Source organism: Mycoplasma tullyi (genome assembly GCF_014068355.1).
GTDB lineage: Bacteria > Bacillota_I > Bacilli_A > Mycoplasmatales > Mycoplasmoidaceae > Mycoplasmoides > Mycoplasmoides tullyi.
In genome coordinates this window covers 417779-436255 of sequence record NZ_CP059674.1, presented here as the reverse complement: position 1 = coordinate 436255, position 18477 = coordinate 417779, and the positions used below count along the sequence as shown (strand labels likewise).

The following is an 18477-nucleotide window of genomic DNA, read 5'->3' as shown; positions in this document are numbered from 1 at the left end:
TTATTAATTAATGACTAATTAAAAAACCGTCTAGATATTACCTAGACGGTTTTATATTTGCTTTTATTTACTCTTTTTAGGTTTGTAATAACCGTTGTTTCTTGCCATCTTAAATAAGAAGAAGCTGATGATTCCAATCAATGAGCTAATTAATAATGAAGCAATGGCAATAACAATGATATTGGTTGTGTTTAATCCATCTTCAGGTTTAGTAACAGCTAGGATCGTAAAGATCATTCCAAAGAAGTTGATAAATCCAATGAAGATAGCTACAACATAAGCGATAACCATGGTTTTTCGTTCGAAGTCTTTTTTAAGCAGAGCATCTTTTTGCTTAATTGTTCCAACTAAGATATCAATTGATGATTTAATACTTGAGATCTGATCGATCTTTTTTACGATTGTTTTGATCGCTGGAATTCCATAGAAATCATCATATCAGTCAAACTTTAAGTTTTCTAGTGCTTCAATTTTTTGTCGGTAAAAATTAGAATTTTTTGCAACCCGATCATTATTAAAGTCATATTCGATATCATGGTGAATTCACTTACGACTTTCTGAATAAATGATGGCTCAAATATAAAAATCTAGAAGTTGTTTATTATCCTTTTTAATGATTACGAAATCATTAGATTGGTTAACAAAACTAAGATAGTTTTTATTAATTTCAACCTCTGATTGGTTGATATCTTCAACGATCATTTTTTTAGATCCATCTGAGATCTGCATATTCTTTAAGTTTTTAATCAGATCATTATATTTAACAATCTGAGTCGTATTTGAGTTTAAACCAAATCTATTAGGATTAATAATTAAAGAATATATTAAATAAATCTGTTGGTGTTTTAGTAAATAATCGCTTGATGAAACGAATACTTCTTCATCCTTAACTTGTAATTCTAAAAAGTTAATTGAAGTATTGAACGCTTCATAGTCTTGAGCTGCTTGATGTTTCTTAGCTTCATTGACGAAATCATCAATATCTTCGATCTTATTTAGATCAATCTTAGTTGTATCTTTTTTAATGTAACTATCTTTTAGATGTCTAGATAATTCAATAAAGTCATTAAACGGTCTTTGGTCCGGGTCGCTTTTAATCTGAGTTGGTTTTTTTAGAATACTAAGAATTAATTCTGGATGTTCAGAATTAAAGTAAGACTTTAATTCTTGATACAATGCCAAATTAATCATCGTTAGATTCATGATTGCATAAAACAAATCATCTTTAATTTGAGATTTCTTTTGCTCATCATAATTCTTATGAGCTAAAAACTTGTCAGTGATCAGATTATCCCAGTTATTCTTTAAAACTTCATAACTTAATGATTTCTTATAGATGTTGTTATTAAGATTATTTTGATGTTCTTTATCAGATTTCTTATCAAAGTTTGATAAGAAATCATCGTTATCAATAATGTCGATGATGTTGTTTAATGATAAAGGTGAAATCTGTTTGTAAATAAAATATTTAATTAATGAAAGTAAATAAACCTTTTCAAAAACTATTTCTTCATTTAGCGGATTTTCTTCTAGATTAACTACTTCAAAACTAAATGAACCAGATAAGATCTTGTTTTCTTCATTTAAATAGAATCAAAGATTGATTCTACTAGCGTATTGATAAAGATAGCTATTTTCATTTACGTCGATATAGTATTTATATCTACGCTCTTCATATTCGTTATGAATTAATTCATTCACGCTAATCTCTTTTTCAGAAATATAAAGTGGTTCATGAAATTGGTCGTAGCCTAACACCTTAAAGAAATCAGTGTTCAATGAACCGGTTTTAGAAACGATCTTTTTAAGTGCTAAATTAAGCATCAACTTAATTCGATCCTTTCTTGTTAGATCATCTAATTCTTTAAGTTGTTCTAACTCTTCTTGGTCAAGTTTGGATTTAATTTTAGGTAGGATTTTGCTAACAAAGTATTTATTTGGGTGTTGTTGTAAACTGTTAAAAAACTTAACATTAACGTTGACAATGTAAAAAGGATATGTGGTGTTAATGTTTAGTTTTTCTAAAATTTTCTTTTCAAAATCCATAGTAGTTTTATCTGTTATTTAGTTATTAATTTTAGCTAATTCAGGTTAGTTATATTTAGTTTTTGTTTTTTATAAAAATTGTTATTTTTGCCGACGTTTTTTAAAATATGAGATTGTTAAAATGATTAATAAAACAGTTGCCAACAATGAACCTGTTCCAATAACGATTAAGCTAGGAACATTCTTGATCGACACCTCGACATTTTGTTGAGTAACTGGTAATATTGAAAACACCGTTGTCAAAAAATCCATAATTCCAAATAAGAATGCGGAGATAATACCTAAGATTAAATATTTTCTCTCTTTGGATTTTCCATACATCTGATCATCACGGTTAATCGTTTTAATAAATTGATTAATCGTGTTTTCGAAGTCGTTGTATTTTAATAATTTCTGAATAACAACTTCAATATGACCTAAACCATAAATTTTTTTAGCCGTGTAGTATTTCAACTGATTAAGTTGATTTAGCAAACCTCTCATAATTTGAGGTTGACTATCTTTTAATTTATAAAACTCATTTGAGATATCAATATATTTAGCTTCATATAGGTTTTCGTATATCAACGCCCAGTTATAGATTTCAAATAAATTAAGTGATTCAAAATTACTTTTCATAATTAAGAAATCCTTAACTGAGTTAATAAAACATTCATAGTTAGGGTTTAATTCACATAAAACCCGATCGCGTTTCTTTTGATAATCTACTGTATCTGAAATTTCAAAACTAATAAACGATTCTACCAGTTGATCATATTTTGAATTAACATAATCAACACTATCTAATCCAAATAATTCGGGATACATTAACAATAAGATGATCTTATTGTTATCTGATAATTTTTGATCTGATAATGAGATTTCAAAATTTAGGATCTGATCAGATAATGATCTTTGTTCAAATTGATAAAGATCATAAAACTCATTAATCAAATCAAGAGCATCTTCTAAATTATCAACATCTTCTTGATGTAAATCTAATTCGTGATTGAAGAAGTATTTACTATTTACATAATTAAATAGGTTTAAGAAATCTAATTCTGCATGAGCATTAGATCTAACATTACTTAGATTAGTTTTTCTTTGAATAAAATCTAAAAAACTAACAGGTTTATTTGATTGAAAAAATGCCTTTAGATCTTCATAGATCATTAAAATAATGAAATTTAAGATGTTAACGGCATAAAAAAATTCTTCTCGATCTATTTGTAAATTGTTGAATTCATCAACATGATCTAAAGTCGAGATAAATTGACTCTTAAATTTTGAAGATAGATAAATCGATCCATCTTCTTTATTAATCGTTAAGTCTTCAAATAATCTCACTTGGTTTTTTAGTGAATTATTGGCAAAGTGTTCTTTAATGAAATTCTTAACAAAAAAGTTACGATATACGTGCTTAATTAATTGTTCTAAATCAACTTCTACAGCTTGTTTAAAAAATACGAAATTTCCCGAAATTATCCGGTTAATTTCATCAAATAAGATATTGATTTGAATCTTATCACAGTACTGTTTAAGATAAGAATAATCCTTAACATATACTTCAAAAACAAATCTTAAGTCTTGGGATTTCTTAGCTTGAATCTCAAAGTCACTATTAATATTACTAATATTGACATAAACCGCTTCACCATATTCATCATGGCGAATGACATCAAAGTGATTAAGATTAGTAGCTCCAATGATACTATTAATCTTCTTAAATGAAAAATTAATAATATCACCAATTGACTCTTCATTTAAAAGCGATTCAACATCAAAAAATTCTTCGTTATTCGCTTTTAATGTTTTGTAGTGTTTCTTGGAGATATTTTGTGATGAACTATTAAATAGATTTGAATCAAAAAAGCTTTTAGTAATCTTTTGAATATTGAAATTAACGATGTTTTTGATGTCAAGATTACAGCTATTTTTGCTTTTATTATTAATTAGCTCCATATCGATCAGATCAATTATAAATTTTTAATTTAACATTAAAAAAGAGAATTCCAGAACTAGTTTATTATGTTATATAATAAATAGAATTATGTCTAACTTATCAATTATCTACTATCTGAGTCAAGAAGTGATGAATCTAAAGAGTTCTTTAAACTCTTTATTTAACATCAACAATCTTAAGGATCATGAATTAATTTTTATTAATGATGATGCTAATGAGAATGTGATTAAGATTTGACAAGAAGAATTAGGTAAGCAGAGTGGTTTGAACTACCAGATTGTTAATGTTTCTCAATCTTTAGGAATGAGTGAAGCGTACAATCTGGGAGCAAGAATTGCTAATGGTGAGTTCACATTATTTACAAATCAACTAATTGTTTTTAAACCAAACTTTTTAGATGATTTAAGTGATGCTATTGAAGGTTTAGATGAAGATGTTGATCTAATCAACTTCATGATCGATGAACCAGCTTTCTATGATCAAAAGAAAGAATTAAGTAGCAATAAAGATAAGAAGTTATTGATCTATGATCAATTTAGCATTGATCTAATTTCTAAGCATTCATTAAACTTTTATGACAAGGTTTTTAGAACAAAAATGCTTGTTGATAATAAGATCAAATTTAATGTAACGCATTACCAACCAGGGATCTTTATCTTAAAAGTGTATGGTAAAGCTAAAAAAGCTGCGGTGTTAAAAAAGATCTTAACTAAGAGAAGAAAAGAAATTAGCTTGAACAATAACATTTATGATGTGTTGTTCCAAATCAATCAAGTTAATCAACTTAAAAAGTATAACGAATGGGATGCTAGTTATGATGAGAAGTTAGAATTCTGTGCAATCGTTATGGCGTTCTATCATTTCATTTCGTTGATGATTAATTCGAACTTTTCTGATAGAGAAAAACAAAACGCAATTAAGATTGCAAAAGAATTAGTGTTTCGTTTATACCCTAAATATGAAAAAAACAAGTTCTTTCAATTGATCGATAATCCAAACTGAAAGAATTACTTTATTAAGTTCAAACCTAGATTATCTTGAATTCAAGCAAAATTTAATGCTGATAAATAATGTACGTTATTTTTCATAACGAAATCTCAAATACAAAAGTAAAATATCAGGTGGCTTCAGCGACTAAAAGAATTTTCGCTGGTCTTTTTGATCTAGTTTTTATTAGTTTAATCAGTGTAGGTTTTAACTATCTGATTAATTTCTTATTTCAGAAGTATTGAATGAACTATTCGATTGCTTTGTACATCTTGTTAGTTGGGGTAATCAGTTTTTTATTTTATGGTGGTTATTTTATTTTAGTACCCTGATTAACAAAAGGTAAAACTTTATTCCGTTTAGCTTTTAAGTTGCAATTAGTAGAACGAACAACATTAAACAAGTATTTGAAACACCTGTTTATTCATAATTCATTAATATATTTATTTTTTGTTTCAATCTTAATAATAATGGGGTTATCACTATTTGCTTTCAACGATAGTGAGCAAAGAGAGATCGTTAGTTTGTTTACTAAAAATGATATATTAAAAGAACCTACCAAATATATCATTTTTATTAGTTTTTACCGTGGAATTTATTCAATTTATGCGATCATATTGTTTGTTATTTTCATCTTTGTAGCGGTTAATTCTAAAAGATTAGCATTACACGATAGGATGGCTAACTTAGTTATGATCGACTTAACAACCAAAACAGATGTTAATCAACAAACAGAAGATAAAACTATATCTAATAAGATTGATATCAATTTACCAGGGAACATGGATCTTACCGACCTATAATTATGCAAGAATATCTAAAGTCTTTAAATAAACAACAATACGATGTTGTAACAAGTGATTTAATACCAATGTTTGTCGTTGCTGGTGCAGGAACTGGCAAAACGAAAGTTTTGACATCGCGAATAGCTTACTTAATTGAACACTTCAACATTCCAGAATATAAAATTTTAGCTATTACTTTTACCAACAAAGCTGCTAAAGAAATGCAACAACGTCTTGAGAAATTACTTAATAAAGAAAAAACTCAAGTAAGCTTTAGAACGTTCCACGGATTTTGTGCACAGGTTTTAAGAGAAGAAGTTGATAATGTTGATTGTTTAAATGATCGTTTCAACATCTTAGATGAAGTTGATCAAGCTAAGCTATTTGAAGATTTATTAAAGTCGCAAAAATACGTATATTACTATTCTCAATATGCTGACTTTAAAAAGAATAAAGTGATGAGCATTATTAATGATGCTAAAACTTATAACTTAGATGTTTCTGAATTTTTAGCCTCTGATTTTAATAAATTAGGTGAAGATCATATTATTACACCTAATCTAGTTCAACCATTAATTAACTTCTATCATGATTATCAAAAGGCATTAAAAGAACTAAATGCTATTGATTTCAATGATCTGTTGAATATTGCTTATAATTTGTTTTTAAGCGATCCTATCGTTTTAAAGAAATGACAAAAACGCTTTGAAGCAATTTTAGTAGATGAATTTCAAGATGCTAATGAAATTCAATATAAGATTGTTAAATTATTAAGACAAGAAAATAACAATTTCTTATTTGTAGGAGATCCTGATCAATCTATTTATGGTTGAAGAGGTGCTAATAGTGAAATCGGAGACTCAATTAGATTTGATTTTAATGATCTAGTTGTTAAGTATTTAACGCAAAATTACCGGTCAAAACAGAGTATTTTAAATCTTGCCAATGAAGCGATTAAGATGAATAACAGTCGTTATTTTAAATCGTTGTTGTCATATGATTTAACTGATTTAGGACCTAAGCCAATATGAATTAATTTTGGTAATATGGAATATCAAAATAGATTTGTTATGGAAAAGATCAAAGAAATGGTTGAGTCTAAACAATATACTTATGGTGATTTTGCAATCTTATACCGAACAAACTTTAGTTCTGTATCACTAGAACGATTAATTAAAGAAAACCGGATTCCATATGAGATTTATGGCGGATATAAATTCTTTTTAAGAAAAGAAATCAAAGACTTAATTGGTTATCTTAAATTAGTTGATACTAATGACAATATCGCTTTTGATCGAATCATCAATACACCTAGAAGAATGATTGGTGATACTAGTGTTGAAATAATCAAAGATCTAGCTAATAAAAAAGGTATCACTGAATACGAAGCACTAGATTATTTAGATGAATCAGATCTTAAAGCAAATGTTAAAAAAAGTGCGCAAAACTTTAAGAAAATGATTGATTACTTACGAGATAATCAAACTAATTGATCTGTATCTCAATCACTAAATGAAATCATTAAACGAACTAACTATTTGGATTCTCTTAATGAACCAACCAAACACGATAGTGTTAATGAATTTATCGATTTCTTAAACAAGTATGAAAAAGAATACGAAGACGATTTTGGTACTAAACTAACAATTAATGACTTTATCCAAAACCTTGCATTAGAAGGTGATTTAGATACTAATCAACAAACCCATAATAAGAATGCATTAAAACTAATGACAATTCATAGTGCTAAAGGATTAGAATTCAAGAATGTTTTCATCATTAATATGAATGAAAACATCTTACCTAGTAGTCGTTCAATAGCAGCAACTAACAATAAAGCTAAACTAGCAGAAGAAAGAAGAATTGTCTATGTTGCTTATACAAGAGCAAAAGATAATCTTTGATTATGTTCTAACCAGGATTATGATGCACGATCTAGAGAACCTTACCAACCTTCTAGATTCTTGTATGAATTAAGTGATTTAGTAGTTGATAAGCAAGATAATTCTAAGAACTATTTTGATAAACATAATTTTTTAACAGATGATGATGGTTGATACAATTCTAAGAAATCATCATCTAAATTAGATGCTTGAAATTCAACTAATGAAGTTGAACATGATTATTTCGTTGGGGAAATTATTTATCACCAGCTTTATGGTGAAGGAATTGTTAGAGAAATCGATTCTTCAACAATTAAAGTTACTTTTAAAGATAAAAAAGCTGGAACAAAAGATCTAATTAAAAACCACAAACTAATTACATATGCAAAGTAAGCAGATTGTAAGAAAACAGTTAATTGAATTAGCTAAGCAATTTACTAATACAAAAAACAAACAAATTGTAGATCAGCAATTAACGGAATTAGTTTATCAATTCATTAAGAATAAAGATTATCAAAAGATTGGACTATTTAGTAGTTTATCTTATGAATTTGATACATCAGAATTGATTAATCTTCTTTTGAAGGATAATTATCAAATTTATTTACCTAGAGTAGATGGAAATGAGATGAACTTTTATCAGATCAAAGATCTAGATTTTTCTCATGATATTAAATATCAAATTAAACAACCACTTGATGATCCACAACTACTAAACAACAATCTAGATTTATTTTTAGTTCCACTTGTTGGATATAATTCTAATCATCTCAGATTAGGTCATGGCAAAGGTTATTACGATAGATTTTTTAATAATTTAAAATATAGCAATTGCAAGATATCTGTAGCATACGATTTTATGCTAAATAATCAATTTGAAACTCAGGATCATGATGTAAAAATTGATAAGATATTTTGTGTTTCTAATTATTAATAAATAGCATTATGAATATTCTTTTTCTAGGAGATATCTTTGGAAATAATGGTCGAAAGATCATTAAAAAACATTTAAAAAACTTAATTAAAGAACATAACGTTGATCTTGTTATAGCTAACGCAGAAAACTGCACTCATGGTAAAGGATTAATTCAAGAACATTATGATGAATTAATGAGTTCTGGAATTGATTTCTTTACAATGGGAAATCACACTTGAGCTAAAAAAGAAGGATTTGATATCTTAAAAAATCAAAAGAATATTGTTCGACCATTAAATTTACCTGATACTTTTCAATACGCTAATTTAGGTGTTGGTACAAACGTTATTAAAGTTAAAAATAAAACAATTAGAATTACTAATTTATTAGGTGAAGGGGTAAAACTGAATTTTAAAGTTAATAATCCATTTTATTGTTTAGAAGATTTAGTTGAAATGAGTAATGAAGATTTACATATCGTTGATTTTCATGCTGAAACAACTAGTGAAAAGAATGCGTTAGCAATTTATTTTGATGGACAAGTGTCAGCGATCCTAGGAACCCACACCCATGTACCAACAGCTGATTTAAGAGTAACTCCTAAAGGAATGGTATATGTTACTGATGTTGGAATGTGTGGGCCTGGGTTTGGAAGTATTATTGGTGCTAAAGCACAGAATGTCTTAACTAAATTTTTACATCCAACTGCTCGTTTTAAATTAGAAGTGTCTAAACTTGGTGCGCAATTAAATGCTGTATTAATGGAATTCGATGATCAAACAAATAAAGCAGTTAATGCTAAACGAATTCAATTCTTTGAAGATGATGTAATTGATTATCTAAAAGAAGATTTTACAGTTCCTCAAAATTTTGAAAGAAATTAATAATTATTAAAAAATCTTATGACAAATTAAGTCATAAGATTTTTTTCTATTCTAATAAATATACTTTTATAGCAAGTTTAATTTCTTAGCTTCTTCTGTTAATTGATCTCTAAAATCAGGGTGAGCTAAACCAATTAATGCTAGTGCTCTTTCTGAACTTGATAATCCTTTTAGATTAACAGCACCATATTCAGTTACAACTCAGTGAACGTCGTTTCTTGGTGTTGTTACTGGTCCACTTAATTTAGGTACAATCTTAGAGAATTTATGATTAGCTGTTCTTGATGTTAATGCAATAATTGATTTACCATTCTTAGATAAATATGCACCTCTAACGAAGTCTAATTGACCACCAGTAGCTGAATATTGGTGACCTCTTAAGTGTTCAGAGTTACATGCACCTGTTAGATCAATTTCAATTGTTGAGTTAATACTTACTACATTATCATTTTTAGCAATCACTGAAGGATCATTAACATAATCAACAGGATAACTTGATAAGGTTGGGTTTCGATCTAATAATTCATACATTTGCTTATCACCGATTGCAAACGTATAAACAGATTTACCTTTGTTAATATTTTTCTTTTTATTGGTAACTGCTCCTGCTTGGATCAGGTGAATCATTCCTTTGGTTAATACTTCAGTGTGAATTCCTAAATCCTTATGATTTTTTAGTTTTTCACAAACTAAATTAGGTAAACCACCAACACCCATTTGGATCGTTGCTCCGTCTGGAACCATTTCAGCAATCGTTTCAGCAATCTTGATCTCTTCTTCTTTAGGTTCTGTATCAGGCATTTCTAATAAAGGAACGTTGTTTTCAACGATTGCTGCTACTTGAGAAACGTGAATCACGTTTTCAGATCCATATGTATATGGAACGTGTTCATTCACTTCAACGATTAGGTTTTTAACGTTTTTAACTAATGCACTTGCATAGTCATTAGATAATCCTAAACTCATAAAACCAAATTTGTCCATTGGTGAAACCATTGTAACAAATGTATCTGGTTTAATTACTTCAGTAAATACCTTTGGAGCTTGAGAGAAATGACAAGGGTGAAACATTACTCTTTTTTCACCATTTTCAGCATCAATTCTAGCATTGATCTTTCTTTCAATATCACTTATAAAAAACGAGTGAGGAATAATAATCTTATTTAAGTCTCAGTCTAAAATCGTATTTCTTGCATATTCTCTTGAAGAGAAATAATATGCATCTAATCTCGTGTAACCACCATTTCTAGCTTTATTAGCAATTGCTTCAAATAAAGCTTTTGGTTGCATAAAATGCATTGGAAAAGCAAAACGAGTTTTGTCTTTAATTAATTCAACAGCTTTTTCAGGAGTTGTTAACTTTTCTTGATATAGAGTTTGTGCGTCTTTCATATTTTTAACCAAAATCCTTAATTCTTAATTAAAGAACTAATTAATAATTAGTCTTATCTTCAATTGTGTTGTTATCGCGTTTATGAACTAATACAATTCTTTTAAAACTAATAACTTCCTTATTATCTTGATTAATTCCGCGAGTTAGAACAGTAACAATCCCTTGGGTTGGACGACTCTTAGATTCACGCTTTGACAGAATTGTTGATTCTGCATAGATCGTATCACCTGCAAATACTGGATTTGTTAATCTTACTTCATCTCAACCTAAATTAGCTACAACCTTACCACTGATTGAGTTTACAGACATCCCTGTTACAAGTGCTAAAGTAAATGTTGAATCAACTAAAAGTTTCTTTCATTCAGTTTTATCAGCATAAGCTTGATCAAAGTGAACTTGTTGAGGATTTAGTGTTAATAATGTGAATCAAACATTATCAACATCTAATACTGTTCTACCTGGACGGTGTTCAAAAACATCACCCACATTAAAATCTTCATAATATAAACCAGTGGTTTCACGGTAACGGTTTTCACCAACTTTTTTATATCGGCTTATTTTAGATGTATCACTCATAATTGTCTCCCTCGTTTTTATAAAAAGAATAAATTACTACTTAATTTATTTTCTAGTTTTATTGTATTATATGAACTTATTTATTGTTTTTAGATACATAAAGATGGTTATGATTTACGGTAACAAAAAAGACGAAATTAAAATCATCTAATTTCGTCTTTATTTTTTAATTTGATTTAGTTATCTATCTAGCAGTTTGCACTGAACCAATCTTAATGTATTGTTCATAGATCTCATTGATTGAGAACTGGTGTTCTCTAAACTCAATGATCTGGTTTTTTTCTAAGATCAGATCATGTAATAAATGATCGATCATAGTTTGTTCATTACAATAAAGATAAAAGATTTCTTGATCTTGTTTATAGATTCAATTAAATCCAGTTTTAGTTAAGATCTTAATCGCAGCTTTATGATTTTTTACTTTTAAAATATATTTCTTATACTTATTATTTGATTGATTAATCTCGTTTAAATCACCACTAAAAACAACTCTACCACCATCTAAGATTGTGATACTATCAGCATACTGATCAACTTCAGTTAATACGTGTGAAGAGATAAAGATCGAAGTTTGGGATTGTTTTTGTAATTGCTTAATAAAATCCATGAATTCGATTCGAGCCTTTGGATCTAAATTTGCTGTAGGTTCATCTAAGATTAATAATTCTGGATCACTTAATAATGATTGGATTAAGATGATCTTTTTCTTCTGTCCAGAAGAAAACTTATTAGGATTAGTTTTAGCTAACCTGATCATATTAAATTCTTCTAGTTTACTTCTTACTTTGGTTTCAGCTTCAAGTTTAGTTAAACCAGACAATCGTCCCATTCACACTAAATAATCAAAAGTATTTAGGGTATTAGCAAACCTAGAAACTTCTGGAACATAACCAAGTGCTTTTCTAGATTCTGGAACAGTACTGTCAACCCCATTAATTAAGATCGTTCCACTAGTTTTTTTAAAAGCACCAATGATCGTTTTTATTGTTGTAGTTTTACCTGCACCATTAGCACCAATAAAAACGTGATATTGGTTTTTTTTCACCACAAAATTAAGGTTATTAATTACTGGTGGTTGGTTTCTTTTAAATTGTTTGGTTAAATTAATAACTTCTAAGATCTTATCGTTATACATAGTCTTTTGAATAATATAGAACTGAAGATAAACCTAATAATGCGATTGAGATTGCTGACATTAACAACACAATCGTTCAAGGATTAACGATTGGTTTTTTAGAAATCACATAAGTATCACTTAACTGATCTTGTCTAATTGCACTTGGATTTAAACTAACAAAATAATCTTGTTTAGCTCCTCTTCCTTCAATTTGTTCTCTAATTTGAGAAAGGTTAATCACTTGAGTTATATATAGTGCTAAATACTCATTAAAGATCTGTTGATAAAATATCAGTTTTAAATCATCTAAAGTTAAATTTCTTAAGAACTCATTTAAGTTAAGATTATTAAATGAGTTTTGTAATAATAATCCTAAAAACGGATTATTAATTAAATTAGTGTCAATTAGATCTTTTAGATCAAACCCCCTTAAATTCTTAAAGAGATTATCGTTTTTTAAGATCGTGTTACTAAACTTACTAAACTGTCTAAGTTTTCTTAAATTGTTCGTATCATTTAAAGCATAGAATAAATTAACGCGTTTTTTATAAACTTCAATTGCTTTTTCTTGATTTGTTTTAGCATCAGAATTTTCAAAACTCTTAGTAAATTGATACATTAAGTTAGGTGATCTTAATAAATCATTTAAGTTCACTAAATCTGGTGAAATTTTAGCAATCAGATCATTAGTATTTAAATTGTTTGGATTACTAATGACTTCATTTGCATATTTAGCAAATAATGAAGATAATAATGATTCAATTGAACGTTGTTGACTGTTTTTAGTTGATGTAAAAACATCTTTAAAAAAGATCTCATAAGTATTAACTAATAGATCATCATTATTTTGGTTTTTTTCATATAGATCAAAACCAGCAGTAACTAAAGTATAGTTATTCCCATCAGAATTTAAATAACCATAACCTGGAGGTCGGGTGATTCTTATAATCGGGTTTGATGTCTTTTCAGGGGTTGGCGCTGATAAAAACACTTTAAATCGTTGTAATTGCAACAACCCTTTTTGATCAGGTCTAGGTAGATAAAAATCAAGGTTGTAAAAATCATTTGGGTTGAATACCCGATCAAAAACGATCTTTGTATTAGGTGATAAAACGTTGATATTACCACTATTTTCATATGACAAGCTGTTTAGGTTATAGATTGAATTCAGTGCATTACCTAGATTGAAATAAAATGAACGGTTATAAAATGTACTAGCTTCAGCTTCTTGATACAATTGCTTAACACTTTTCTTATCATCAGATGGAGTGGGTTCAAATACAACCGTTTCACCAACAAATTGATCATCTTTACTCTTTTTATTTGTTAAAAGTGTACGTTCAACTAAAACGTGTTGTGAATCACCCAAAACTCGTGAAGGAGATTTGAAAAACAACGCTGATAATGGTGTTTGAAAGTTCATTAAAAATGTTGCTAAAAACACAATCACGATCGTGCTATTCTTAGACAAACCAAATGAAATTAAGATCGAAATCGAACCAAAAAATAATGAGTTAATGAAATTACCAATAAAGATCCCCAGCATCAAATCGCGCATATTTTGCAATTCAAATTTGGGATTGATCTTAGCAAAAGCAGCACTTAAAATTAATAAGAAACTAAAAACTAAACAGGTTAATATTAAAACTAAAAATTTCGCAGAAACATAGATCTTTCTAGATACTGGTTTAGAAATAATAATAATCTCAGTTCCATCAGTCACCCCGTCCTTAAATAAGAACATGGCAACCATAATCCCAAAGATCGAAGCAATCGGAATTAAGAAAGTTGAAACATGAATTACTGGATTATTCCAATAGTTTGCAGGTGATGTTTCTTGATATAGTGGAAAAACCAATAATAAGATCAATAACATCAAAAAATAAGCGCTAAAAGTCGCTCAAATAAAAGGTTTTTTAACGATCTGTTTAATTAAGAAAGCAAAGTAAATTCAGAATTGTTTTGGTTGTTTCACGCGATTGATAGATATTAAATAAAAAATCTTGCGATTGATTTAAACGCAAGATAATTTTATTATTAATTATTTACAAAGAGTCTTTTATAGATTTCTTTATATTCTTTAACAGGAATGATCTCTAAATCATTTAAGATATCTTTTGGAACTTCATCCAGGTGGTTTTCATTTTTTTCAGGTAAGAAGATTGTTCTAACTCCACCACGGTGAGCTGAGATTGTTTTTTCTTTAACACCACCAATTGGTAACACTTTACCTCTTAAAGTAATTTCACCAGTCATTGCTACTGATGGACTTACTTTTTTATTAGTAAATGCTGAGATGATTGCTGTTGTTAACGCAGTTCCTGCACTTGGACCATCTTTTGGAATTCCCCCGCTTGGAACGTGGACGTGAAGATCAACTTTTTGGAAGATCTCATAATCAATCCCAAATTCAGAAGCATTTGCTTTTACATAACCTAAAGCAACATTTACTGATTCTTTCATTGTTTCTTTTAGATTACCTGTAATCACAACATTACCCTTACCACCTTGAGCAATACTCACTTCGATTGGTAATAGATCACCACCATATTGGGTATAAGCCATTCCATTTACAATTCCTGGAATTGTAAATTCATCTTTTTGGGTGTAATCAAACACTTCTTTTTTCAAGTAGTGTTTAACTTCTGGGATATTGATCTCTTGTTTTTTAAGTTTTTTGTCTCTTAAACTTGCTACTAAGAACTTACGAACGATCTGTTTTAATACGCGTTCAAGACTTCTTACACCAGCTTCTTTTGTGAAGTGTTTAATGATGTACATGATTGCTTCATCACTAAAACTTAGTTCTTCAGGTGATAATTCAGCTTCTTTAAGTGATCTTGGAATTAAATAATTCTTAGCGATCGATAACTTCTCATGTTCAGTGTATGAAGTTAATTCAATAATCTCCATACGATCATAAAGTGCTTCTGGAATTCCTTCTACATAGTTAGCAGTTGCTACAAACATTGCACTTGATAGATCATAATCTTCTTCAATGTAGTTATCATTGAATTTGTTATTTAATTCTGGATCTAAAACTTCTAGTAATGCTGCAGTTGGATCACCATGATTAGCTGATCGACCCATCTTGTCGATCTCATCTAATAAGAACATTGGGTTGATCACACCCGCTTTTTTCATTCCTTTGATGATTCGTCCTGGCATTGAACCAACATAAGTTCTTCTGTGACCACGAATTTCAGATTCGTCATGTACACCACCAAGTGAGATCTTAACAAATGTTTTGTTAAGTGCTTCAGCAATTGATTTAGCTAAAGATGATTTACCAACCCCAGGAGGTCCAACTAAACACATAATTGGCCCTTTAGCATTTTTAGAACGCATCGCTAATGCTAAGTATTCGATAATCTTTTCTTTAACTTTAAATAAACCATAATGGTTACTATCTAAAGTTTCGGTAACTTTTTCAATCTCAAAGTTATCTTCTTTAGTTTGTCATCAAGGTAGATTGATTAATCAATCTAAATAAGTTTTGATCACATTCCCTTCTTGAGATAAAGGAGCTGTTGCTTCATAACGATTAATCTCAGTTAAGATGCGATCTTTAATGTGTTGAGGATAAGGATTAGATCTAATCTTAGCGCGGATTGCTTCAACATCATCTTCTTTATTGGTAATATCACCAAGCTCTTCTTTAATCGTTTTTAGTTTTTCACGAAGATAATATTCATTTTGTTGTTTAGTAAGCTGTTTTTTCATTTTCAGCTCAATCATGCGTTCAACTTGTTTAATATCTTCGTTACGTTCGTTTACTTTGATATTAGATTGAATCTTTCTTCAAACTTTGAAGTAAAGATCAAATCTTTCTTTAATATCATCACGCTCTAAGATTGCTTGTTTGTTGTGTTCAGATAATAATTCTGAACCAAAAGTAGTATTAGCATTAGCAGCTAAACTTAATGAGATCTTATCTAACTCTCTTACTGATAGATCAGTTTTAGCCATCTCTTTTAGATCAGCTTCATCAAACACACCTTCTTTTTGAATTGTGTCTCACAATTCTTCTGGTTTAGTTGATAAGTAAGTTTTGCAGATCGAATAATTAATCGGTTCAATATATTCTTCTAATGAAACATTTTTAAGACTTGATGTACTAATCTTAATACGTTCAATTCCACGGATTGATACTTCATAAGTTAATTCACCAGTTTCTTGATCAACTTCTTCGTTGATTCGAATTATCTCACATAAAGTTCCGTATTTGTAGATATCACTAACTGATGGCTTGTCAATGTTATCGTTTTTTTGGACAACAACCAAAATCTTATCAAAGTCCTTCTTAGATTGATTTGACTTTGCTTTTTTAGATTCTTCAATGAATTGAGCTTTAATCTTTTTAATAAGCTTCATTGATCGGGCACGACCAATGCTTAGTACGTATTGGTTGTAAGGAAATACAACCATCTTACGTGAAATTAATAAAGGTGCTTTTTGTGATGATTTTGATGCTGCCATGAGTTTATGTGTGTTTTATCCTTTCAAGCAAAACTATCTGAATAATATTATACCATGATAATTAGCACTCTGATATTTCAAGTGCTAATTATGGTTAATGTGATTATTTAGCTAGATTTTTTTTGATGATTAAATCAACGACTTTCTTATTAGTTAGCATTGATTCAATTAGTTCTTTTTGACTTACGAAGTAATTTTTAATTGCGTCGTATTGTTCTTTTGGTAGTTCTTGATTGTTAGCTACTTCTTTAATGCGTTCTTCGATCTCTTTATCAATCTCTTCTTGAGTTACGCTGATCTTTTCAAGATCACTGATCTCTTCTAGTACTAAAACTAGTTTAATTGCTCTTGTAGCTTGATCAGTTAATCGTTGATAAAGTTGTTCTTTAGTTTGGTTTTGGATTTTTAGTGCATCTTCAACGCTTAATTTGATCTGCTTCATTTGGTTTTCAAACTGTTGGTAAAGTAAATTTACTTCGCGATCAACTAAGCTTTTAGGAATGTGTGAAAACTTACAATCTTCATTAGCAAACTGAGTTAATAACATCGTATTCATTTGGTTAGCATGTTCTTGTTTGTTTTTATTCATGCGTGCTTTGATGTCTTCTTTTGCTTCATCAAGGTTTTGGTATTTAGTCTTCATCAATTCGTTCAGTTTTTCAACGGTCATTTCTGGTAACTGAACTTCTTTAATTGAATTTAATTTAACCTTGAATAATACTGGTTTACCAGCATAAGTTTTTTCGTGATAATCTTCTGGGAACTTTAAGTTTAAATCACGTTTTTCACCAACTTTCATCCCAACCATTTGGTCTTCAAACCCAGGAATGAACGAATTAGAACCAATTTCTAATTCGTAGTTTTTAGCCTTACCACCTTCAAACGCTTTTCCATCGATTTCACCAGAGAAATCTAAGAAAGCAATATCACCTTTTTCAAGTGCTGATCCTTCTTTTTTATCAACTAATTTACCAGCAGATTTAAACAGTCTAGTAAGTTCAGCTTGAACTTCTTCATCTTTTACTGGAGTTTCTGATAAAAATCCTTTGATCTTGAAATATTCACCAACAGTTACTTGGGGAATTGTTTCAAAACTATAGCTTAAAGCTAATTTTTTATCATCAATCTCAACCACGTTAACTTCTGGGTTTTCTTCTAGAACTGTTTCAGAATCTTTGATCTTTTCTTGTTTAACTAGTTCTAAATAAATTGGGTGAACAAGTTCATTAACTGCACGATCAAATAAGCGCATATGATCAACGTGTTTGATTGCTTCTTGATAAGGAACGTGACCTTTTCTAAAACCTTGAATCTTAACGTTTTTAACAGCTGCATTTAGCTTTTTTTGGTAAGCTTGATTTCAATCCTTTTGATCAACATCAACAATGTATTTAACCTTATGGTCAGGGGTAGTTTTTTCTCGAATTTTAAACATGATTTTTCCTGGTTACAACAATATTTACTCTTGA

At 29.1% G+C, this 18477-nt stretch carries 13 protein-coding genes; 5 read left to right on the top strand and 8 right to left on the bottom strand.

Translation table 4 applies throughout. The annotated features are described in order from the left end of the window. Positions 1-63: 63 nt before the first annotated feature. Positions 64-2046 carry an MPN338 family protein gene (locus H3143_RS01810; protein WP_182078510.1) on the bottom strand — a complete coding sequence of 661 codons (1983 nt, stop codon included), beginning with the start codon at positions 2044-2046 and terminating at the stop codon, positions 64-66. Between the two features lie 81 nt (positions 2047-2127). Beyond that, positions 2128-3987 (bottom strand): MPN337 family protein, encoded by a 1860-nt coding sequence (locus H3143_RS01805; RefSeq protein WP_182079108.1) that lies wholly within the window; start codon positions 3985-3987, stop codon positions 2128-2130. Positions 3988-4075: 88 nt separating this feature from the next. Here H3143_RS01805 and H3143_RS01800 point away from each other — a divergent pair, with 88 nt between their 5' ends. Genes H3143_RS01800 through H3143_RS01780 form a run of 5 tightly spaced genes read left to right on the top strand, consistent with a single transcriptional unit; the run spans position 4076 to position 9443 of the window. Beyond that, on the top strand, positions 4076-5059 hold the full coding sequence (locus H3143_RS01800; RefSeq protein WP_228444820.1) for a glycosyltransferase family 2 protein: 984 nt from the start codon (positions 4076-4078) through the stop codon (positions 5057-5059). Beyond that, complete coding sequence (locus H3143_RS01795) at positions 5059-5778, top strand: RDD family protein (protein WP_182079107.1); 720 nt, start codon at positions 5059-5061, stop codon at positions 5776-5778. Before H3143_RS01800 ends, H3143_RS01795 begins: the two co-directional genes overlap by 1 nt. Positions 5779-5780: 2 nt before the next feature. After that, positions 5781-8036 (top strand): ATP-dependent helicase, encoded by a 2256-nt coding sequence (locus tag H3143_RS01790; protein ID WP_182079106.1) that lies wholly within the window; start codon positions 5781-5783, stop codon positions 8034-8036. Continuing rightward, positions 8026-8577, top strand: a complete 552-nt coding sequence (locus H3143_RS01785) for a 5-formyltetrahydrofolate cyclo-ligase (protein ID WP_182079105.1) — start codon at positions 8026-8028, stop codon at positions 8575-8577. Before H3143_RS01790 ends, H3143_RS01785 begins: the two co-directional genes overlap by 11 nt. A gap of 11 nt (positions 8578-8588) precedes the next feature. Continuing rightward, the gene (locus H3143_RS01780; RefSeq protein WP_182079104.1) at positions 8589-9443 is read left to right on the top strand and encodes a TIGR00282 family metallophosphoesterase; all 855 of its coding nucleotides are present in this window, start codon (positions 8589-8591) and stop codon (positions 9441-9443) included. A 66-nt stretch (positions 9444-9509) separates the two neighbouring features. Here the strand turns inward: H3143_RS01780 and H3143_RS01775 are convergent, their stop codons facing one another. From H3143_RS01775 to tig, 6 genes are all read right to left on the bottom strand, one after another. Beyond that, complete coding sequence (locus H3143_RS01775) at positions 9510-10835, bottom strand: acetyl-CoA hydrolase/transferase family protein (RefSeq protein ID WP_182079103.1); 1326 nt, start codon at positions 10833-10835, stop codon at positions 9510-9512. Positions 10836-10875: 40 nt separating this feature from the next. Continuing rightward, complete coding sequence (locus tag H3143_RS01770) at positions 10876-11412, bottom strand: MaoC/PaaZ C-terminal domain-containing protein (protein WP_182079102.1); 537 nt, start codon at positions 11410-11412, stop codon at positions 10876-10878. 184 nt (positions 11413-11596) lie between these two features. After that, positions 11597-12547: an ABC transporter ATP-binding protein gene (locus tag H3143_RS01765; protein WP_182079101.1), complete on the bottom strand. Its 951-nt coding sequence runs from the start codon at positions 12545-12547 to the stop codon at positions 11597-11599. Further along, positions 12540-14504 carry an ABC transporter permease gene (locus H3143_RS01760; protein WP_182079100.1) on the bottom strand — a complete coding sequence of 655 codons (1965 nt, stop codon included), beginning with the start codon at positions 14502-14504 and terminating at the stop codon, positions 12540-12542. Before H3143_RS01760 ends, H3143_RS01765 begins: the two co-directional genes overlap by 8 nt. A 62-nt stretch (positions 14505-14566) precedes the next feature. Next, entirely contained in the window at positions 14567-17008 is a 2442-nt protein-coding gene (gene lon, locus H3143_RS01755) for an endopeptidase La (protein WP_182079099.1), read from the bottom strand. Between the two features lie 103 nt (positions 17009-17111). After that, entirely contained in the window at positions 17112-18443 is a 1332-nt protein-coding gene (gene tig, locus H3143_RS01750) for a trigger factor (RefSeq protein ID WP_182079098.1), read from the bottom strand. Positions 18444-18477 lie beyond the last annotated feature (34 nt).